The organism is Shewanella sp. BF02_Schw (genome assembly GCF_014596695.2).
Classification (GTDB): Bacteria; Pseudomonadota; Gammaproteobacteria; order Enterobacterales; family Shewanellaceae; genus Shewanella.
The window spans coordinates 99,454-121,728 of the sequence record NZ_JABKAW020000002.1; the positions used below are offsets into that span (position 1 = coordinate 99,454).

Sequence of the window (22,275 nt, forward strand, 5' to 3'; positions counted from 1 at the left end):
CCCTGTTGATCGACTTATGCTTCTTCGCCAAACCAACAGATATTGCGGGCAGCCATGATGAGCTCGCCTGCTTTTTCTTCTGTTAATTCTTCAATATCAATTAAATCGTCAATACCTTGCTCGGCCAAGTCTTCTAAAGTCACTACGCCTTTGCTCGCAAGAACATAAGCTAAATGTCTTTCTAATCCTTCCAATGCTAGTAAATCATCACTTGGCTCTGCACCATCTAACGCTTCTTCCGACGCTAATGCTCTTGTAGAGATTGCCGCCTTTGCACGTTCACGTAATGCTTCAACGATTCCTTCGTCGAAACCTTCTACTGCTAATAGTTCAGATTCTGGGACATAAGCAATCTCTTCTAGCGAAGTGAATCCCTCATCAGCCAATACGGCTGCAAAATCTTTATCTACATCCAGATAAGCTACAAACAAATCAATCACTTTTGCACTTTCGGCTTGGTGTTTTTTGTTCATGTCTTCAACTGTCATTACGTTTAGTTCCCAACCAGTAAGTTGAGTGGCTAAACGTACGTTTTGGCCATTACGACCAATAGCCTGTGCCAAACTGTCAGCTTCTACAGCAATATCCATCGAGTGGTTGTCTTCATCCACAATGATAGATGCAACATCAGCTGGCGCCATGGCATTGATCACATATTGTGCAGGATTATCATCCCACAACACGATATCGACTCGCTCGCCACCTAATTCGTTTGATACGGCTTGTACACGTGCGCCACGCATACCAACACAAGCACCAATAGGGTCAATGCGACGATCATTTGATTTCACAGCGATTTTAGCACGAGCGCCTGGATCACGAGCGGCACCCATTACTTCGATTAATTCGTCGTAAATTTCTGGTACTTCAACCCGAAACAGTTCAATTAACATTTCAGATTTACTGCGGGTTAAAAATAACTGCGCACCACGTGCCTCTGGACGTACTGAGTACAATAATGCACGCACACGGTCACCAGGACGGAAAGATTCACGGCTGATTAAATCTTCTTTAAATAACACGCCATCAGCATTGTTACCTAAATCAACAACTACGCTTTCACGGGTGCTTTTCTTAACAACACCAGTAACAATCTCACCTTCACGTTCAATAAATTGTTCAACAATTTGTGCACGTTCAGCTTCACGTACTTTTTGTACGATAACTTGTTTCGCGGTTTGTGTGGTGATACGGTCAAATGCAACTGAGTCGATTTGATCTTCAATAAACTCACCCACTTGAATCTCTGGTTCTTCATAACGAGCGGCTTCAAACGTAATTTCGCTGTATGGATTTTCCAGAGCTTCGCCTTTATCGTCAACTACCATCCAACGACGGAAAGTGTCGTAATGGCCTGTTTTACGATCAATAGCAACGCGAACTTCGATATCGCCTTCATATTTTTTCTTTGTTGCGGTAGCCAGTGCAATTTCTAGCGCTTCGAAAATTTTCTCGCGCGGAAGGCCTTTCTCATTGGAAACCGCTTCTGCGACTAGCAGGATCTCTTTATTCATTTGGTCTTGCCTCGTTCTTCACCTGAAACTATCAAAACTTAGCTATAACGTTGCCTTTACGGATATTATCCAAAGCAACAATCAAGTCTTTACCATCAACGGTGATAGTGAGCATTTGCCCATCAACACTACTGATGACGCCTTTTAAATTACGACTACCGGCAACAGGCATAGTCAATTGTACTTTTGTTTCTTCACCTATATAAGCTCTATATTGCTCGGCGGTAAATAACGGTCTATCTACGCCAGGTGAAGATACTTCTAATGTGTATTCTGTAGAAATAGGGTCTTCAACATCCATAACTGCGCTAACTTGACGACTGGCTTCTGCACAATCTTCAATATTGATGCCATTCTCGTGATCAATAAACACACGAAGAATTGAGTGACGACCAGCTTGAATATACTCAATGCCCCATAGTTTAAAGCCTAGAGCTTCAACAGGTACTGTTAACATTTCAACTAGCTTGGATTCTATTGTTGCCAAAAATGACCCCCAAAAAAACAAAAAAAGGGCTAATAGCCCCATTGCAACCCGCATCTAACACGGATATTTAAAAGTTCATATAACAAAAAACCCCGTAATCACGAGGTTATTTTATTATAAAACCTGTAAATTGTGATTTATTCTCTTACGAAATTAAATCACAAGGAGCTGGTTGCGGGGGCCGGATTTGAACCGACGACCTTCGGGTTATGAGCCCGACGAGCTACCAACTGCTCCACCCCGCGTCAACTGATGCAAGTATATTGATTTACACTATATCTTGCAATAACTAATCAAACTCAATCCATGATTTGTTAGTTTAAATCTGGTGCCGAGAGCGGGACTTGAACCCGCACGTCCGTTAAGACACAGCCACCTCAAGGCTGCGCGTCTACCAATTCCACCACCTCGGCGACACCTGGTATACTAGTCAGGAATTTTCGTTTCTGACTGTTCGGTCTGAACGGGCGCATCATCAATGATTTGCTCTGCTGCTGGACCTAAATCTTTCCACTGATCATTTTGCTCAGTATGATTAGCACTTAAATTACCAATCACTAAACTTAATGCAAAAAAGCCAATGGCTAATACTGCAGTACTGCGAGTCAGGAAATTACCTGAACCACTTGAGCCAAATAAAGTGCCTGAGGCACCGGCTCCGAAAGATGCGCCCATATCGGCACCCTTTCCTTGTTGAATTAAAATTAAGCCAATAAGACCTAAAGCTACCACCAAGTATACAACTATCAGAACTTCGTACATATAATTACGCGCTCATTGCTATGGTACATAAACTTAAAAACTCACTTGAGTTCAAACTTGCACCGCCAATCAGACCACCATCAACATCAGGCTGGGCAAATATATCTGCCGCATTGCTTGGGGTGACGCTACCACCGTATAGAATTCTGATATTCTCACCAATAAAGGGAGATACTTCAGAGAGGCGACTGCGAATAAACGCATGTACTTCTTGTGCCTGTTCTGGTGTTGCGCTTTTACCTGTCCCTACAGCCCATAAAGGTTCGTAGGCGATAATTGCGTTATCAAAAGCCATGGTACCGTTTTTTTCAATTACTATATCAAGCTCTTCCGCAATCACCTCAAAGGTACGTCTTGCTTCACGAGCTGGCCCTGATTCACCTACGCATAAAATCGGTGTCAGACCATATTTTTGTGCTGCGGCAAACTTCTCTGCCACGATATTACTCGTCTCTCCGTACATACGGCGACGTTCGGAATGGCCGATAATAACATATCGACATCCAGAATCTTTTAGCATCTGCCCGGATATTTCGCCGGTATATGCACCAAAATCATGTTGACTAAGATTTTGTGCACCCATTCTAACAAGCGCACCATCTAAGGTTTGCTTATTGGCTTCAAGCAGCTGCCTAACACTTTCAAGATAAATTGAAGGCGGGCATAAAACCACTTCAGCGGAATCATTTTGGAGCTTTGTAGCAAACTTCTTAAATAGTTCTTCTGCTAGTGCTGAATTACCATTCATTTTCCAGTTGCCAGCGACCATAGGACGTCTGAGTGCCATTCACTGTCTCCTCTGAAAGCGGCGTGAATAGTAGCGAACCACTTATCAAGTTACAAGAGCTAAAAGGGGAATATTTCACATAAAGTGTCGAAGCGTCTACTTTTTAAGCGAGCAACAACATATCTGAATATTCAAATGATTAACATGCTGCCTTTACCGCGTCAGCAATACGATTTGCATGTGCAAGCACTTGCGGATGATCATCACCTTCAACCATCACTCTGATTAACGGTTCGGTACCCGACTTTCGTAATAAAACCCGTCCGCGAGCACCTAATTGCAACTCAACCTCAGCTTGCGCAGTTTTCACCGCATCGGTATCTAACGGATTAGAGTCCCCTTCAAAGCGGACATTAACCAATACTTGAGGCAACATCTTCATCGGCTCTGTTAATTGTTCAAGCGACGCATTTTGACGACGCATCGCTGCTAACACTAAAATACCTGCAACAATACCATCACCGGTAGTACCATGATCTAGGTTGAGAATATGACCAGAGTTTTCACCACCTATACGCCATTCATTCTCCCTCAGCATTTCCATGACATATCTGTCACCGACTTTAGAGCGAACAAAAGGAATATCAAGTGCTTGCAACGCTAAATCTAAACCTAAATTAGACATTAAGGTGCCGACCACTCCACCTTTTAAAATACCACGTTTTTGAGCATCTACCGCTAAAATATACAGGATCTGATCACCATCGACTACTTCACCATGACGATTAACCATCATAATACGATCGCCGTCACCATCTAATGCAATCCCTAAATCAGCTTTTTCAGCCAATACAGTCTCACAAATCTTAGCCATTGATGTTGCGCCGACTTTATCATTGATATTGAGTCCATCGGGTTTATCGCCAATAGCAACCACGTCAGCACCCAATTCACGGAATACATTAGGGGCAATATGATACGTTGCACCATGAGCACAATCGACGACAATTTTTAAGCCCTCAAGAGTTTGGTCGGCAGGAAAATTGCCTTTGCAATATTCGATGTAACGCCCTGCAGCATCTTCAATTCGACGAGCTTTGCCTAATAAGTGAGATTCAACACACACTAACGGCTTTTCAAGTTCAGCCTCAATTTCTAATTCAATTGCATCATCAAGCTTACTGCCATCGGTAGAGAAGAACTTGATACCGTTGTCATAGTAAGGATTATGCGAAGCACTAATTACCACACCAGCTTCTGCACGAAAAGTACGAGTTAAATAAGCCACTGCTGGGGTCGGCATTGGGCCAAGTAATAACACGTTTAATCCAGCAGCTGATAATCCAGCTTCTAACGCCGATTCAAATAGGTAACCTGAAATACGGGTATCCTTACCAATAATCACTTTTTGAGTGCCATTTCGAGACAATACTCGTCCAGCAGCCCAACCGAGCTTCAATGCCAGTTCAGGGGTCATTTTACCCGCCCCGACTCTGCCGCGAATACCATCGGTTCCAAAAAATTTTCTTTGTTTCACAGATCCCTACTTAAGTGATTTCACTGTACTTATAACGTTATTGTGCCGCTGCCACTACAAGTAGGCCATTGTTTCTGACATCACTTTAAGTACATCGACAGTTTCGGGTACATCATGGACACGTATAATATGCGCACCTTGCTGAGCAGCAATCAATGCCCCTGCGAGACTCCCCGCAAGACGTTGATCGGTATCACGCGCTAACAGGTCACCCATCATGCTTTTACGTGATAAGCCCACCAGTAAAGGTAAGTGAAACTCATGCAATTTTGGCAACGCAGCTAACAGGCGGTAATTATGCGCTAAAGTTTTGCCAAAGCCAAAACCTGGATCAAGAATTAAGCGTTCGCGCTCAATTCCGGCTGCTTCGCAGTAAGCTATACGCAATTCAAAAAAAGCGGCAACCTCATCAATTACATCCTGATACTCAGGTTTATCTTGCATTGTTTTTGGCTCGCCCTGCATGTGCATCAAGCAAATTGGCACATCTAACGTCGCAGCCATTGCTAAAGCCCCAGGCATTTGTAATGCGCGCACATCATTAATCAAATTAGCACCGGCATTTACCGCCAGTTCCATCACTTCTGGTTTACTAGTGTCTATCGAAATCCATACGTCGTGTGTTTTTGCAGTATATTCAATAATAGGAATAACCCGTGCAAGCTCTTGCTCAACAGAAACCTCTGCTGCTCCAGGGCGAGTAGACTCACCGCCGACGTCTATAATTAATGCACCTTGTTCAACCATATAATCAACATGTCGACAAGCTTGTTCGAAATCGATGTATTCGCCACCATCAGAAAACGAATCTGGTGTCACGTTTACAATTCCCATTACTACAGGGGCTGACAAGTCGAGCGTTTTATTGGCATGAGTTAATTGAAACAATGGTATTTTCCTACAGTAGATTAAAAACAAGAAAACCCCTTGCGGGGTTTTCTTTATTCACTAAATTATTTATTTAGCTGGTGATTCATCCGCATCATTAGTATCAGCTTTATTATCGACTTTAGCGTCGGTTTTAGCGTCATCTACTGGCGTTTCAATTTCAGATTTGGGCGTGGTATTGCCATTATCTTTATCGTCAGATGATTCATCTTTTTGCCATTCAGCTGGCATACGCACTTCACGGCGATGCATTAAATCGTCAATTTGCAACGAATCAATCGTTTCGTACTTCATCAGTGCATCTTTCATCGCATGTAAGATATCCATATTTTCTGTCAACATGGTTTGTGCACGTTGATAGTTTTTATCGATAAACATTTTGATTTCTGAATCAATTAATGACGCAGTATCACCTGACATAGCCTTTGATTTACCCATACTGCGACCTAAGAAAACTTCGTTTTCTTCTTCTGCATAGAGTAAAGGCCCCAACTTGTCAGAGAAACCCCATTGCGTAACCATGTTACGTGCAATTGATGTCGCGTATTTAATGTCTTGCGAAGCGCCGGTAGAGACTTGTTCGCTTCCGTAAATAAGCTCTTCGGCTAAACGTCCACCGTAAGCAACTGAAATCTGTGATTCTAATTTGCGACGGCTTTGACTAACAGCATCAGCTTCAGGTAAGAAGAACGTCACACCTAATGCACGACCGCGCGGAATAATGGTCACTTTATGTACAGGGTCATGTTCTGGCACTAAGCAACCAACAATAGCATGTCCGGCTTCATGATAAGCCGTCATCTCTTTGTCCGATTCAGACATCACCATAGAACGGCGCTCAGCACCCATCATGATTTTATCTTTAGCACGCTCGAACTCTTCCATACCGACTACACGACGATTACCACGAGCAGCAAACAACGCAGCTTCGTTAACAAGGTTTGCTAAGTCTGCACCAGAAAATCCTGGGGTACCACGGGCAATAACACTTGCTTTAACATCGTCTGACAAAGGTACTTTACGCATGTGTACTTTAAGGATTTGTTCACGACCACGCACGTCTGGTAAACCGACGACGACTTGGCGGTCAAATCGACCTGGACGAAGTAATGCAGAATCGAGTACGTCTGGACGGTTAGTTGCCGCAATGACAATAACGCCTTCATTACCTTCGAAACCATCCATCTCAACCAGTAACTGGTTTAATGTTTGCTCACGCTCATCGTGACCACCACCAACACCAGCGCCACGTTGGCGGCCTACAGCATCAATTTCATCGATAAAGATGATACAAGGAGAAGATTTTTTAGCTTGTTCAAACATGTCACGCACACGAGATGCACCAACACCGACAAACATTTCCACAAAATCAGAACCTGAAATAGTAAAGAATGGCACCTTAGATTCACCAGCAATAGCCTTCGCTAGCAAGGTTTTACCTGTACCTGGTTGCCCAACCATTAACACGCCCGTAGGAATACGGCCGCCTAATTTTTGGAACTTAGTTGGGTCACGCAAATAATCAACCAGTTCTTTCACTTCTTCTTTTGCTTCATCACAACCAGCGACGTCTGCAAAAGTGGTTTTAATTTGATCTTCGCTCATCAATTTGGCTTTACTCTTACCAAATGACATTGCGCCCTTACCGCCACCACCTTGCATTTGACGCATGAAGAATATCCATACTCCAATTAGCAGTAACATTGGGAACCATGAAATAAAGATTTGAGTTAAGAAACCAGATTCTTCAGCTTCTTGGCCTTTATAGTCAATACCTTTAGTTTGAAGATCATTGATTAAATCTTGATCATATATAGGCATAATTGTGGTGAACTTCTCGCCGGTACGTTTAGTCCCTTCAATAGTTCGTTGATCGCTTTTTATTTCGACCTTGTTAACTTGACCATTTCGAACATTGTCCAAAAAGGCGGAATAATCCATCTTCTGCGAATTCGAAGAAGAGGGGGAATAACCCTGGAAAACTGACATCAGCACAACAGCGATGACAACCCAGAGTATTAAATTTTTAGCCATGTCACTCAAATTACTCGACCTCTTAACAGTCCTGCGATTATTAACTTTAGACTACTACAACTTGTAACCAGTCGCCACTAGATAGACTTCTCGAGAGCGCGCTCTAGAGGAGTCTGGTTTACGGGTTTTTACTACTTTGAATGCCTGTTTGACTGTTTTTATGTAGTCGTCAAAGCCCTCCCCCTGAAAGACTTTAACAGCAAAACAGCCGTTAGGCGTCAACACTTGATGACACATATCTAGCGCTAATTCAACTAAATACATAGCTCTTGGCTGATCTACAGCACCCGAACCACTCATGTTCGGAGCCATATCTGATAGTACCACATCCACTTTATCTTGACCTACTCGCTCAAGCAATGCCTGCAGTACTTTATCCTCTCTAAAATCACCTTGAAGAAAATCAACGCCAACAATAGGATCCATCGGTAAAATATCACAAGCAATCACTTTACCTTTGTCGCCAGTAAGTTTAACAGCCACTTGTGACCAACCACCGGGAGCAGCACCTAAGTCAACTACTGTCATACCCTGTTTTATTAAGTGATCTTTTTGTTGGATCTCTTCTAACTTGAATGCTGCTCGTGAACGTAAGCCTCGTTTTTGGGCTAATTTCACATAGTGATCATCAAAGTGTTCTTGCATCCAGCGAGTTGAGCTCGCCGTACGTTTTTTGGTTGTCATTTAAATTCCGCAACGATTCAGAGTTACATAAGCTCTATATAAGGGTAGAATACCCGTTTTTCAACAGTAACTCAGCAAAAGTTGGTACAAATGAACTTAACAACCAAACAAAAACAGCATTTAAAAGGTCTGGCGCACAGTCTAAAACCAGTGGTGCTGCTTGGTGGCAATGGACTAACTGAAGGTGTTCTGGCTGAAATTGATAGCGCTCTTACACATCATGAATTGATTAAAGTGAAAGTAGCCTCTGCAGACAGAGAGCTAAAAAATGCCATCGTTGACGCCATTGTACGTGAAACCCAGTCTACGAAAGTGCAACTTATCGGTCATGTGTTAGTTATTTTCCGTCATTCGGCTGAAATGAAAATTGCTTTGCCTAAAGCCAAATAATTTCGCACCCTTTTATAAAAAGCCGCTGATTACAGCGGCTTTTTTATTGGAGATGAATTATCGTTAATCAGGGATGATCAGGTATTGGGATAACTTGATAATGCTCTGCCTTTAAGCCTAGAAACTCAGGCAAGGTAGCACCAATTGAAATCGATGACCAAGTACCGGTTAAAATACCAATAAACATCGCGATAGAAAAACCTTCAAGCGGTGCCCCACCCAGAATCCATAAAGCCACAACCGTTATCAATGTAGTTCCTGAAGTGACCATAGTTCTGGAAAAGGTTGATTTAATTGCTAAGTTGTTAATGTCAGTTATATTCCACTGTGGTTTAGCCACTAACTGCTCCCGGATCCTGTCCGCAATAATAATTGAATCATTGAGTGAATACCCCAAAATTGCCATTATTGCGGCTAATACAGTTAAATTAAATTCCATTTGGCTTAACGCAAAAAAAGCCAACACAAATACCACATCATGTACCAAAGCAAACAGTGCACCTGACGCTAAACGCCATTCAAAACGAAAACTTAGATACCCCATAATACATAGCATGGCGACTAATAAAGCTAAACTGCCTTGTTCAACCAACTCTTGGCCTACTTGTGGTCCGACGATACTGCTATTTAACACGTTGATGTCAGTCTTTAATGGCGCCAATACTTCACCCAGTTCTGGGCGTTGATTCTCATCAGGTATATTGGCATATCGTAATACCCAACGGCCTGGTTCACTAGCTGAAATAACACTGATCTCTTGTTGATATGCTGCAGTCATTAATGGCTGTATTTCACTGGCAGTGATGTGATGATCCACTTGAATCTCTGTGACCACACCGCCGGTAAAATCTAAGCCCCAATTAAACCCTTTTATTCCTATCGCGGTTAACGATAACAGCATTAATACAATCGAAATCAGACTCGATGCATAACGCCACTTAGTTAAGTATTTGAGCTTGTCTGTTGAATAATTTGTTTGAGTTGAGTTCATAAAATTACACCTTAATAGCGCGACGAGTGTCACGACCATAAACTAAGTTGATTAATGCGCGTGAAGCAAAAATACCGGTAAACATACTGGTTAATAACCCCAAACCTAAGGTCAACGCAAAGCCTTGAATAGGGCCATTACCAATCGAAAATAACACCACTGCGGTGATCATCGTGGTGAAGTTAGCATCAAAAATGGTTGAAAACGCACTATCAAATCCCACATCAATCGCATTGGCAAAGCTACGACCTTCCGCAAGCTTTTCTTTTATTCGCTCAAAAATAAGTACGTTAGTATCGACTGCCATACCGACAGTAAGCACTAACCCGGCAATACCTGGTAAGGTCAATACCGCTCCAGGAATGAGCGCTAACAATCCAAATAACATCACCAAATTGGCGATTAACGCTACATTTGCAACCCAACCTAAACGGCGATACCAACAAGCCATAAACAGTAATGTAGCCGATAAACCTAAGGCTAGAGCAGCAAAACCATTAACAATATTCTCGGCCCCTAAACTAGGCCCAATAGTACGTTCTTCCACTATGGTTACAGGTGCAGTCATAGAGCCAGCTCTTAATAACAAAGCTAATTGCTGCGCCTCTTGATGGCTACCTGCTCCAGTGATTTCAAAGCGGTTACCGAGTTGACTCTGAATGGTTGCAACACTGATAATTTTAGTGGTTTGTTTGGCTTTACCTTGTTCATCACGGCTGTATTCGCTATAAGCTGTTGCCATAGGTTTACCGATATTATCTCGCGAAAAATCTGACATTAACTTGCCACCTTCCGCATCAAGACTGATATTGACTTTCGCCATACCAAAATCGCCAGTAGTGGCTCGAGCATCAATAATGTGATCACCACCAAGTACTGGTTTTTTTGACACATAGACAGGCTTATTCTGCTCATCATTCATCACAACAGCATAAAGAGAGTCAGCTTGCACCACTGGATAAAATGCCAAACTAGCGGTTGCACCGATAACATTTTTAGCGGTGGCAGGATCTTGCACTCCTGGTAACTCAATCCTAATCCGGTTCTCTCCTTGACGTTGAACTAGCGCTTCGGTAATACCAAGTTCTTCAATACGGCTGCGCATAATTTGCAAGTTTTGCTGTACAGTTAAGTTGGTTAATTTGAGCTGTTCACTTTGGGAAAGATTGATACTCAAAGTTTGTTGATGCCCTGTGACTTGCCATTGAGGGTATTGCTGAGCAATAAATTGTCTTATTTGACCACGAGCATCATCACTGGCGCTGTTAACCGTCAGTTCCGCTCCAGTGCCAAAACGCACCATTACACCGCTGATATGCTGCTCTCTGACAAATTGCTTTACAGCATCACTCACGAATACGGCTTGGTTTTGAAACACTAAATCAAGATCCACATCCAGTAGAAACTGCACTCCACCGCGTAAATCTAAACCAAGTTTAATCGGTTTAACGCCTAAATTTAATAACCAATCTGGGGCCGCTGGAGCTAACGCTAAGGTCACTTGAGCCTGATGTTCAAACTGTTGTGCTAAGGTCTTTTTAGCTTGGGTTTGCATATCGGGATCATCTAACACCACAAGTAAATTATCTTGTTGTTGTTCGATACGCTTACTATTTATGCCCGCTTGTTGTAGCACATGGTGAATTTGTTCCACTGTTAATGATTGGGTCGGTTTAACGGCAAGTTGTACGGCAGGGTCTTCACCATACCAAGATGGCAATGCACTCATAAATAAGATGATGAGTGTGCAAATTAATAGCCAGTATTTCCACTGAGCATATTGATTTAACGGTTTGGTATTCGATTTTGATTTCATAACACTTGATCTCACTACATCGGGGTAAAACCTCGATAAAAATGTATGTGAGTGATGATAGGCATTGACCTAATTCATCTACCCACAGCAAAACTCATTAGCAAGGCTAATGACATTTTTAATCAATATAATGTAGTTAACAGGTGTGAGCGTGAACGAAAAGTAAATTAGACTCTTTCCAAGCGGAAAGTCTTGAAGGGGCTGAAGCTGTTGATAATACCCAGTCCAATTGCGGACTAAAGTTAATTTGATAACCTATGGTTAAACTCGGTACTGGCGGAGAAACAAATTCATAGGCCAATAGATAATTAGGTTTTGATTCATCCGATTGATATTGAACAATACTGAGGTAACGCGCTGAATAGGTAGGAACAAAATGAATATCGTTTGAACTAGAATTCTCAGAAACCGAACGTTCAGAGACAGATTTTTCAGAGACTGGGTTGGTTGATGAAGGTTCGCCAACGTAGCCCAACAATGTGCTATTAACATCAATAAGCGTATTGGTTAACGCAGTTAGTTGATTTGAATCTACTGGACTGTTAACGAGAGTATCAATTGTGCTATCTGCTGAATTATTTTCTAAATTATTTTCTAAATTATTGGCTAAATTGTCGATTGAACTGTCTATTGATTTAACTGACGCCAAGGTGATATTAACAGGGGCTGAACTTATTGGTTGTTCACAAATTCGATCATCTGTCAGCGAATCCACATTATATGAACAAGAATAAGAAGTAGACGAAGCAAATGGCATCGATGCTAAAACTAACACACGGCTATTGAGGAGGAAGATTGAACACAACCCCACAATTACCAGCATTAGTAGTATACGAGCCCATGGAAACGTCATAATGACCTTATTTAATCAAGCTACACAATTTCTAAAATTCAAAATTCTAAAATTAACATGTCAAAAACACTATCTAATAAAATCATCTAACAACACTGCCTAATAAAGTAATCTAACAAATTAGTTTTTAAACGATTTTCTAACAGATTGTTCAAAGAATATTATTGCTCATACGGTAAAATGTAACAACAATGTAAACTTAAACGATAATATCTATTGCACCTTTAATCTGCAAATGAATTTTTTTACATGTTCTATCATATCTAGCACATGCATTAACTCTACGATGGATATAAAAAAGCACTAAACAGTATTCTATTTAGTGCTATGTCTGGCTAGTGGCCATTATATCGGTATTGGGTTGTGCATAAAAGTATGATAAATGCTTAAGCAGTTAGTTTAATACAATAACTAAAACAAATGGTTAAGAAAAAGGCACACTCGATTATTCACAATACTTAAAGATATTTAACCGTTATGATTTCATAATCAGTCAATCCACCTGGAGTGGTAATCGATACTTCATCGCCTTCACTTTTACCAATTAATCCACGTGCAATAGGTGAATTAACAGAAATTAAATTTTGCTTAATATCCGCCTCGTCATCACCGACTATGCGATACGTCACTTCAGCATCAGTATCTATGTTCAAAATAGTTACTGTTGTACCAAAAATGACTCGGCCAGTATTTTCTAACTTTGTGACGTCAATAATTTGAGCGTTAGATAACTTGCCTTCGATGTCACGAATACGTGCTTCACAAATGCCTTGATCTTCACGGGCTGCATGATATTCAGCATTTTCTTTTAAATCGCCTAATTCGCGTGCTGAAGCAATTGCTTCAGTAATTTTTGGACGGCGATCGAACTTTAACAATTCAAGTTCTTTACGTAATTGATCAGCGCCAACTACAGTCATTGGGACCTTACTCATAATGTCTTTGTCTCCTTTAAAAACAAAAGCATCCCGTGCTGACGATAAGTCAACACAGTAAAAATTCAGTTGGAAGTACGCAATCGACTTAGCGTGCGTATCTAGGATGCATCTTTTCGATGATGGCAGACAGCTTACCTAAGCTTTTACAGACTTGCTAGTCATCCATCATCAAAATGTCATAAAAAAGGTCGCCAAAAGGCGACCTTAATCGTTAACGCACCATAAAAATTAGCTTTTGATGCGTTTGTGTAACTCTTGTAAAGACGTCACCTTGATACGATCATCTGCAGAATGCGCTAAACACGTCGCAAAGGCAGCATTTAATGTCGTAGTGTAATTCACTTTATAGCGCAATGCTCCACGACGGATCTGACGTGAGTCTTCAATGGCTTGACGACCTTCAGTGGTGTTAACAATGTAGGTATATTCACCATTTTTAATACGATCAAGAATGTGTGGACGACCTTCATGCACTTTGTTAACTAAGCGAGGATTAATCCCTGCTTCACCTAAAATAATCGCGGTACCATGAGTGGCATCAATTTCATAACCTAGCTCAATCAGCTTAGAAGCTAAATCGGCAACGCGTTTTTTATCACTGTTACGCACAGATAATAACGCACGGCCCGATTTAGGCACTTCAGATGTAGCACCAAGCTGTGCTTTGGCATAGGCTTCAGCAAAAGTATCACCCACGCCCATGACTTCACCGGTTGAGCGCATTTCTGGGCCTAATAGCGGGTCAACACCTGGGAACTTATTAAACGGTAATACCACTTCTTTTACCGAGAAATATGGTGGAATCACTTCTTTAGTAAAGTTTTGCGAAATTAAGCTTTGGCCAGCCATCACTCGAGCTGCAATTTTAGCTAACGGCACGCCTGTCGCTTTAGACACAAATGGTACTGTACGAGCTGCACGCGGGTTAACTTCAATCATATAGATTTCGTTATCTTTTACCGCAAACTGCACGTTCATTAAACCGATCACGCCTAATTCAAAAGCCAGTTTAGACACTTGGTCACGCATTCTGGCCTGAATATCAGCACTCAAGGTGTAAGGTGGTAATGAACAACCTGAGTCACCAGAGTGAACTCCTGCTTGTTCAATATGCTCCATAATGGCGCCAACCACCACAGTATCACCGTCACACACTGCATCGATATCCACTTCAATCGCATCATCTAAGAAGTGATCAAGTAATACTGGTGATGCATTAGATACTTTAACCGCTTCATTGAAGTAGCGTAGTAAATCTTGCTTGTCGTATACGATTTCCATCGCACGTCCACCCAACACATAAGACGGGCGTACAACCAACGGATAACCTATTTTTTCCGCTTCTATCACAGCACTTTCAACAGTTGTCACTGTCGCATTTTCTGGCTGCTTCATGTTCAAACGTTGAATGGCTTGTTGGAAACGTTCGCGGTCTTCTGCACGGTCAATCGCATCAGGGCTGGTACCAATAATCGGTACGCCTGCGGCTTCTAATTCGCGCGCGAGTTTAAGCGGAGTTTGGCCACCGTATTGGACGATTACACCTTTTGGCTTTTCGATACGCACAATCTCGAGTACGTCTTCTAGCGTTACAGGTTCAAAGTATAAGCGGTCAGATGTATCGTAGTCGGTTGATACCGTTTCAGGGTTACAGTTAACCATGATGGTTTCATAACCGTCTTCACGTAATGCTAATGCAGCATGGACACAGCAATAATCGAACTCAATACCTTGGCCAATTCGGTTAGGGCCGCCACCCAAAATCATGATTTTGTCACGGTTCGATGGGTTAGATTCACATTCTTCTTCGTACGTTGAGTACATGTAAGCCGTGTCAGTTGAGAATTCAGCAGCACACGTATCTACACGCTTGTATACCGGATGAATTTCATGGCGATGACGTAGTTTACGAATTTCGCCTTCACTCACACCTAACACATCAGCTAAACGTAAATCAGAGAAACCTTTACGCTTTAATTGACGTAAGTAGTTTTGCTCTAAACCTGACATACCAAGCTCAGCGACTTTCGCTTCTTGGGTAACCAAATCTTCGATTTGAACGAGGAACCAGTGATCAACGTTAGTCAGAGTGAAGATATCATCACGACTTAAACCAGCACGGAATGCATCGGCTATATACCAAATACGGTCACAACCTGGCTCTTTTAATTCATGACGGATACGTTGCATGGCTTCTGGTGATTGTAAATCAACCAGAGAATCAAAACCGTTACGACCCACTTCAAGGCCACGTAACGCTTTTTGTAATGACTCTTGGAAAGTACGGCCAATGGCCATTACTTCACCCACAGATTTCATTTGGGTTGTTAGACGGTCATTTGCACCGGCAAACTTTTCAAAGTTAAAACGGGGGATTTTAGTCACAACGTAATCGATTGCAGGCTCGAACGACGCTGGTGTTTTACCGCCAGTAATGTCGTTGCTAAGCTCATCAAGCGTAAAACCAACCGCTAACTTAGCAGCAATTTTAGCTATCGGGAAACCGGTTGCTTTAGAGGCTAAAGCAGATGAACGTGATACACGTGGGTTCATCTCAATAATAACCATACGGCCAGTATTAGGACAAATACCAAATTGTACGTTTGAGCCACCGGTTTCAACACCAATTTCACGCAGTACCGCTAAAGAAGCGTTACGCATTAATTGATATTCTTTATCGGTTAGCGTTTGTGCCGGTGCAACGGTAATTGAGTCACCGGTGTGAACACCCATCGCATCGAAGTTTTCGATAGTACACACGATAATACAGTTATCGTTGCGATCACGAACCACTTCCATTTCATATTCTTTCCAACCAATTAATGATTCATCGATCAATAATTCGTTAGTTGGCGACAAGTCCAAGCCTTGAGAACAAATCTCTTCAAACTCTTCTTTGTTGTAGGCAATACCACCGCCGCTGCCACCCATGGTGAAAGACGGACGAATGATACAGGGGAAGCCCACCATATCTAATACGCCATACGCTTCATCCATGTTATGAGCAATACCCGCACGCGGGCAGTCTAAACCAATGGATTTCATCGCTTTGTCGAAACGACTACGGTCTTCAGCTTTATCAATCGCATCCGCTGTCGCACCAATCATTTCAACATTAAACTCTTTTAGTACGCCTTGTGCTTCAAGCTGAAGCGCGCAGTTTAGTGCAGTTTGTCCACCCATCGTCGGTAGAATTGCATCAGGACGTTCTTTGGCGATGATGTTGCGAACCACTTCCCAATGAATAGGCTCGATATAGGTTGCATCGGCCATTTCAGGGTCGGTCATAATCGTTGCTGGATTAGAGTTGACCAGAATAACGCGATAGCCTTCTTCACGAAGTGCTTTACAAGCTTGCGCACCTGAATAATCAAACTCACACGCCTGACCAATAACAATTGGACCGGCACCTAGGATAAGAATACTTTTTATATCTGTACGTTTTGGCATTGCTTCTGTCTTCTCCCAGATAACTACTTGGCGTGCTGACGGTATTGTTCAATTAGCTCGATGAAATGATCGAACAGCGGTGCGGCATCGGTTGGCCCAGGACTCGCTTCAGGGTGTCCCTGGAAGCTAAATGCTGGCTTATCCGTTAGGTGAATACCTTGTAACGAACCATCAAATAACGACTTATGCGTCACCTTGATGTTTGCTGGCAATGTGGTTTCATCAGCAGCAAAACCGTGGTTTTGACTGGTGATCATCACGCGACCATTTTCAACATTACTCACTGGATGGTTTGCACCATGGTGACCAAACTTCATTTTTAAGGTTTTCGCACCAGAGGCTAATGCAAGTAACTGGTGACCTAAACAAATACCAAACACTGGAATATCAGTTGTTAATATTTGCTGGATAGCAGTAATAGCATAATCACATGGCTCAGGGTCGCCAGGACCATTTGATAGGAAGACCCCATCAGGGTTCATGGCAAGGACATCTGCAGCAGATGTTTGAGCAGGCACTACCGTCACATCACAACCACGGTCAACCAACATACGTAAAATATTACGTTTTACACCGTAATCGTACGCGACAATTTTATATTTGAGTTCCGCTGCTGGTGTTTCAGACGGTAAACCACCGACTAATTTCCAGCTACCGTTACGCCATGTATAAGCTTTATCGGTGGTCACTTCTTTGGCTAAATCCATGCCTTTTAGACCTGGGAACGCTTTCGCAGCTGCCAGAGCTTTCGCTTCATCTAGGTCGCCGACCATAATACAACCGGCTTGGGCGCCTTTTTCACGCAAAATTCGAGTTAGTTTGCGGGTATCAATATCAGCAATACCAACCACATTATTCGCTTTTAAATAATCGCTTAATGATTGTTGGTTGCGGAAATTACTCGCCATAAGCGGTAAGTCACGAATAATTAAGCCACATGCATGAACCGAATCCGATTCTGTGTCTTCATCATTAGTACCTGTGTTACCGATGTGAGGATAGGTTAATGTTACTATTTGGCGTGAATATGAAGGATCTGTAAGGATCTCTTGATAACCTGTCATTGAAGTATTAAATACCACTTCACCAACAGAGATACCGGTAGCACCAATTGCGGTGCCAGAGAATACTGATCCATCTTCGAGTACGAGTAAGGCAGACTGTGTCAACGCGACCTCCAGAAAAGAGCCAAGCCACTTAAAATTATGTGTTTTTATTTTGCACTAAAATACCAATTTTCGATAAATTACGAAATTTTGACAAATTCTAGCGATTGTATAAGAAATTCGTTTTTACGTCTATATTTTGTAGGATTGTTTTCAAAAAAAAACACCAACGAATGGTGTTTTTATTATCTAGTTCAATCCTAATACTTGTTGCATGTCATACAGACCTGCATTTTGATCGGAGAGCCAAAAAGCCGCCCTCATTGCCCCATTAGCAAAGGTCATTCTACTCGATGCTTTATGGGTTATTTCCAGCCGTTCGCCTATGTCAGCGAACATTGCGGTATGTTCACCGACAATGTCACCAGCACGAACCGTTGCAAAACCTATGGTATTAGGATCACGTTCACCAGTAATACCTTCACGCCCAAATACCGCACATTGGTCTAAATCACGACCTAATGTTTGGGCTATAATTTCACCCATTTTAAGTGCAGTACCTGACGGTGCATCCTTTTTATGCCGATGATGCGCTTCGATTATTTCGATATCGGTATAATCACCCATCACCTCTGTAGCCAGTGCGAGCAACTTCCACATCACGTTAACACCGACAGACATATTAGGCGCTAATACCACTGGCACTTGTTCTGAATAGGCACCAATTTGCTCTTTTTGAGCATGATTAAAACCTGTGGTACCAATGACAATAGCTTTGTGATTTTTTGCGCACCAATCGAGATGAATAATGGAAGATTCAGGTGACGTAAAATCAATTAATACGTCAAAGTCGTCAACCACTTTATCCAGTGAATCGGTAATGGCAACATTCATCGCGCCAACACCAGCAAGTACACCAGCATCAATACCGATTAAACTTGAACCTGTACGTTCAATAGCTGCGCCAAGTATTATGACTTGTTGCTGTTTAGCAGATTCAATCAGTGTACGGCCCATACGGCCACTGGCACCAACTACAGCAATTCTCACTTTTGCAGTCATTTCATTCTCCCAGTGTTAACTAAAGGTAAACACACAAACAGCATATACAAAAACGCCTAAGATAACTTAGGCGTTTTTAACAACTAGATAATTTCTAACAATTCAACTTCGAAGACCAAAGCTGAATAAGGCGGGATTGAAGCACCCGCGCCACGCTCACCGTAAGCCAAGTGATGCGGGACATATAATTTTAGCTTAGTGCCAACTGGCATTAACTGTAATGCTTCAGTCCAACCAGCGATAACACCAGATACTGGGAATTCAGCAGGTTGGCCACGAGCAACAGAGCTGTCGAACACATCACCACTGATGAAAGTACCATGGTAATGAGTACGTACGGTTGAATCATACGTTGGTGTTTCACCGTCGCCTTGTACAAGCACTTCGTATTGAAGACCAGACTCAGTTATCGTAATACCGTCACGCTTAGCGTTTTCAGCTAGGAATGTATCACCTTCAGCGGCAGCAGCTTCTGCAGCAGCTTCTTGTGCTTCTTGTAAACGACGACTAATTTCAGTAAATGCAACTTGAAGCTCTTCCATTGATACTGCGCTTTCTTTACCGGCAAATGCATCAGCAAGACCAGCCTGAACAGCAGGGATATCAATACCTTCAAAAGAGTTTGCTGCTAGTTGCTCGCCCATTTGACGACCTACACCGTAGCTAGCATGCTGTTCCATAGTGCTGAACAAATCTGACATAATAATTTTCTCTCAATAAACATAAAAAATTCGCACAAGAGTTTATCACAATAAACCCCGTAAATGTTGGCAAAAAACGCTATTTAACTTGAGCAATTTTACACTCAGCCAAAGACTGTTTTCTTGCCTGTGTATAAAGCGGCATCACTTGATTCTGTGCCGCTTGCAAGTCTTCAATTCGGTGACTGTGTGACGGGTGAGTCGATAACAGTTCAGGGCCTTGGGCTCCGCCCGCTTTAGCCATGTTTTGCCACAAATTAACACTTTGAGCTGGATTAAAACCTGCTTTGGCCATTAGCTCAAGACCAACAATATCAGCTTCAGATTCCTGACTGCGGCCAAAAGGTAAAATAATGCCCACATTCGCCCCGAGCCCCAGTCCGGCCATGTACAAATCTTTATTGGCAATACCCGATGCTCCTAATGCGGCATCCGCAGCTTGCATGCCAAGACCCGTTATCTGCGCTCTAGATACTTGCTCGTTTCCATGTTGTGCTAAAACGTGCGCCACTTCATGTCCCATAACCGTAGCCAACTGATCTTGATTCGTCGCCACATTTAGTAAACCGGTATAGACACCAATATGGCCACCAGGTAGCGCAAACGCATTGACTTGATCTGATTCAAACAACACGACATCCCATTGCTGCGATTGGTCGGGCAACACCGCAGTGATACGTTTGGCAACACAGTTCACATATTGAGTTTGCGCTTGGTTTTGACTTATTTTTTCACTTTGCTTCATGGTCTCAAACGACTGAGCACCCATTTGCTGCATCTGGGTATCAGAAAACAACAAGGTTTGCCCTCGCCCTGTTGGCGATTGACTATTAACACAGCCAACTAATAAAGCAGAAGCGAGTAGGGTTAGCGCGAGAGGTTTCATGTTGTCATCCCTTAAAATTCATTTAGCCAAAAAGCTAATCGATCATTCATTTATTTTATACCAATCAACTGGACCAATGCACCATTTGCGATATTAAACATCAGCCAGCATTCATGTGTTGATTAACGTGTTGATTTACGTTTAGCGAAATCACTAATACTGCGTTTATTGGCGGTACGACGATTAGCTTGCTTATCGCGCGGCGCTCGCTTACTGTTTTCGCTAATCGGTTTGTCTGTTACCGCAAAACCAGCTAATTCAACTAATGGTAATGCCTGTCCGGTTAATTCTCGAATAGCCTCTAAACTGAGTAATTCAGAATGACCGACTAATGATAATGCCACGCCGCTTAATCCCGCCCGTGCAGTACGTCCAATACGATGAACATATACTGCTGCTTGGGCAGGCAAATCAACATTAATGACTACTGGCAATGCGTCGACATGAATACCGCGCGCTAATACATCGGTTGCGACTAATACAGTCAGTTGTGCCGTTTTGAATTGCTCTAAGGTCTTACTTCGCAGCGCTTGTTCTTTATCGCCATGAAGCGCCGCAGCGTTAATACCCGCTTTAATTAACTTTTTACACAATGCATCAGCATCATCTTTAGCATTCACAAACACCAATACTTGCGACCATTGATGTAAAGCAATTAAATGAATCAGCGCTTTGGCTTTGCTGCCTTTATTGACGTGATAGAGAGTTTGATCAATATCAGCCACTGTACTATTTAAAGCATGCGCTTCAATTCGTACGCAAGATGCAGACTGTACTTTTTGAGCTAATGCGACCAAAGATTCGGGTAACGTCGCCGAAAATAATAACCGTTGGCCACTTGGCATTAATGTAATCAGCGCATTAATATCGGCGATAAATCCCATGTCCAGTAATCGGTCTGCTTCATCAAGGACCAAACTCTGCAGATGTTCAAAATCAATAACACCTTGTTGTGCTAATGCGAGTAAACGGCCCGGTGTAGCAACGACGATGTTAACCGGTTGAGCTAAGCGATCAATTTGAAGCTCTATTGCTTCACCGCCACACAGTACCTCTACGCGCAAATTAAGCGATTGTGCCAGCGGCACTAAGTTTTGCGATACTTGTGATGCTAACTCTCTGGTCGGTACGATGATCACGGCAGACAAATGAGCCGTTGGAAGCAGACTAATGCGTTGCAATACAGGCAAACCATAAGCATAGGTTTTACCGCTGCCGGTTTGGGCTAATGCCAACACATCTTGCCCCGCCAATATAGTTGGAATAGCCAGTTGCTGAATACGACTCGGCTGATTCACTGTCGGTGGTAATGCGGCTAATAAACTTGAATCGAGTGATAACGCTGAAAATGACATGTTAACGCCTAATGTTAATAGGATAAATTGACGATATTCGCCAATAAAAAAGGCTGCTTACCCAAAGTAAACAGCCTTTAACGAGGTCGCTAGA

General features: G+C 42.5%; 19 protein-coding genes and 2 tRNA genes. 1 reads left to right on the forward strand and 20 read right to left on the reverse strand.

Translation table 11 applies throughout. The features are described 5' to 3' along the window. Positions 1-14: 14 nt before the first annotated feature. From nusA to rlmE, 10 genes are all read right to left on the reverse strand, one after another. Positions 15-1,514, reverse strand: a complete 1,500-nt coding sequence (nusA, locus tag HNW13_RS08860; RefSeq protein ID WP_101085745.1) for a transcription termination factor NusA — start codon at positions 1,512-1,514, stop codon at positions 15-17. Between the two features lie 31 nt (positions 1,515-1,545). Further along, a complete protein-coding gene (gene rimP, locus HNW13_RS08865; RefSeq protein WP_041413431.1) occupies positions 1,546-2,001 on the reverse strand; it encodes a ribosome maturation factor RimP in 456 nt (151 codons plus the stop codon). Between the two features lie 169 nt (positions 2,002-2,170). Continuing rightward, a tRNA-Met gene (locus HNW13_RS08870) sits at positions 2,171-2,246 on the reverse strand. 81 nt (positions 2,247-2,327) lie between these two features. Further along, positions 2,328-2,414 (reverse strand) — tRNA-Leu (locus tag HNW13_RS08875). 13 nt (positions 2,415-2,427) lie between these two features. Continuing rightward, positions 2,428-2,763, reverse strand: coding sequence for a preprotein translocase subunit SecG (gene secG, locus HNW13_RS08880; protein ID WP_059746473.1), 336 nt, complete (start codon positions 2,761-2,763; stop codon positions 2,428-2,430). A 4-nt stretch (positions 2,764-2,767) separates the two neighbouring features. Next, positions 2,768-3,550, reverse strand: coding sequence for a triose-phosphate isomerase (gene tpiA / locus HNW13_RS08885; RefSeq protein ID WP_011636460.1), 783 nt, complete (start codon positions 3,548-3,550; stop codon positions 2,768-2,770). 139 nt (positions 3,551-3,689) lie between these two features. Further along, positions 3,690-5,027: a phosphoglucosamine mutase gene (glmM, locus tag HNW13_RS08890; protein ID WP_192115825.1), complete on the reverse strand. Its 1,338-nt coding sequence runs from the start codon at positions 5,025-5,027 to the stop codon at positions 3,690-3,692. A gap of 54 nt (positions 5,028-5,081) precedes the next feature. Continuing rightward, entirely contained in the window at positions 5,082-5,915 is an 834-nt protein-coding gene (gene folP / locus HNW13_RS08895) for a dihydropteroate synthase (protein ID WP_101085750.1), read from the reverse strand. A 69-nt stretch (positions 5,916-5,984) separates the two neighbouring features. Continuing rightward, complete coding sequence (ftsH, locus tag HNW13_RS08900) at positions 5,985-7,958, reverse strand: ATP-dependent zinc metalloprotease FtsH (RefSeq protein WP_101085752.1); 1,974 nt, start codon at positions 7,956-7,958, stop codon at positions 5,985-5,987. 45 nt (positions 7,959-8,003) lie between these two features. Further along, entirely contained in the window at positions 8,004-8,633 is a 630-nt protein-coding gene (gene rlmE, locus HNW13_RS08905) for a 23S rRNA (uridine(2552)-2'-O)-methyltransferase RlmE (RefSeq protein ID WP_101085754.1), read from the reverse strand. A gap of 90 nt (positions 8,634-8,723) precedes the next feature. Between rlmE and yhbY the strand changes: the two genes are divergently transcribed. Then, complete coding sequence (yhbY, locus tag HNW13_RS08910) at positions 8,724-9,023, forward strand: ribosome assembly RNA-binding protein YhbY (RefSeq protein ID WP_011636455.1); 300 nt, start codon at positions 8,724-8,726, stop codon at positions 9,021-9,023. A gap of 67 nt (positions 9,024-9,090) precedes the next feature. Here yhbY and secF read toward each other — a convergent pair whose 3' ends face one another. The 10 genes from secF to HNW13_RS08960 form a co-directional block, all read right to left on the reverse strand. Continuing rightward, positions 9,091-10,014 (reverse strand): protein translocase subunit SecF, encoded by a 924-nt coding sequence (gene secF, locus HNW13_RS08915; protein ID WP_192115824.1) that lies wholly within the window; start codon positions 10,012-10,014, stop codon positions 9,091-9,093. Between the two features lie 4 nt (positions 10,015-10,018). After that, a complete protein-coding gene (gene secD, locus HNW13_RS08920) occupies positions 10,019-11,830 on the reverse strand; it encodes a protein translocase subunit SecD (protein ID WP_192115823.1) in 1,812 nt (603 codons plus the stop codon). Between the two features lie 136 nt (positions 11,831-11,966). After that, the gene (locus HNW13_RS08925) at positions 11,967-12,683 is read right to left on the reverse strand and encodes a hypothetical protein (protein ID WP_192115822.1); all 717 of its coding nucleotides are present in this window, start codon (positions 12,681-12,683) and stop codon (positions 11,967-11,969) included. A gap of 458 nt (positions 12,684-13,141) precedes the next feature. Next, positions 13,142-13,618, reverse strand: a complete 477-nt coding sequence (greA, locus tag HNW13_RS08930) for a transcription elongation factor GreA (protein WP_101085763.1) — start codon at positions 13,616-13,618, stop codon at positions 13,142-13,144. A 231-nt stretch (positions 13,619-13,849) separates the two neighbouring features. Continuing rightward, positions 13,850-17,071, reverse strand: a complete 3,222-nt coding sequence (carB, locus tag HNW13_RS08935; protein ID WP_192115821.1) for a carbamoyl-phosphate synthase large subunit — start codon at positions 17,069-17,071, stop codon at positions 13,850-13,852. A gap of 23 nt (positions 17,072-17,094) precedes the next feature. Beyond that, positions 17,095-18,252, reverse strand: a complete 1,158-nt coding sequence (carA, locus tag HNW13_RS08940; protein WP_101085765.1) for a glutamine-hydrolyzing carbamoyl-phosphate synthase small subunit — start codon at positions 18,250-18,252, stop codon at positions 17,095-17,097. 174 nt (positions 18,253-18,426) lie between these two features. Further along, on the reverse strand, positions 18,427-19,239 hold the full coding sequence (gene dapB, locus HNW13_RS08945) for a 4-hydroxy-tetrahydrodipicolinate reductase (RefSeq protein WP_101085767.1): 813 nt from the start codon (positions 19,237-19,239) through the stop codon (positions 18,427-18,429). Between the two features lie 83 nt (positions 19,240-19,322). Beyond that, positions 19,323-19,940, reverse strand: coding sequence for an FKBP-type peptidyl-prolyl cis-trans isomerase (locus HNW13_RS08950; RefSeq protein WP_101085769.1), 618 nt, complete (start codon positions 19,938-19,940; stop codon positions 19,323-19,325). Positions 19,941-20,019: 79 nt separating this feature from the next. Further along, positions 20,020-20,826, reverse strand: coding sequence for a M48 family metallopeptidase (locus tag HNW13_RS08955; RefSeq protein WP_182743601.1), 807 nt, complete (start codon positions 20,824-20,826; stop codon positions 20,020-20,022). 122 nt (positions 20,827-20,948) lie between these two features. Then, complete coding sequence (locus tag HNW13_RS08960; RefSeq protein ID WP_182743600.1) at positions 20,949-22,181, reverse strand: DEAD/DEAH box helicase; 1,233 nt, start codon at positions 22,179-22,181, stop codon at positions 20,949-20,951. Between the last annotated feature and the right edge of the window lie 94 nt (positions 22,182-22,275).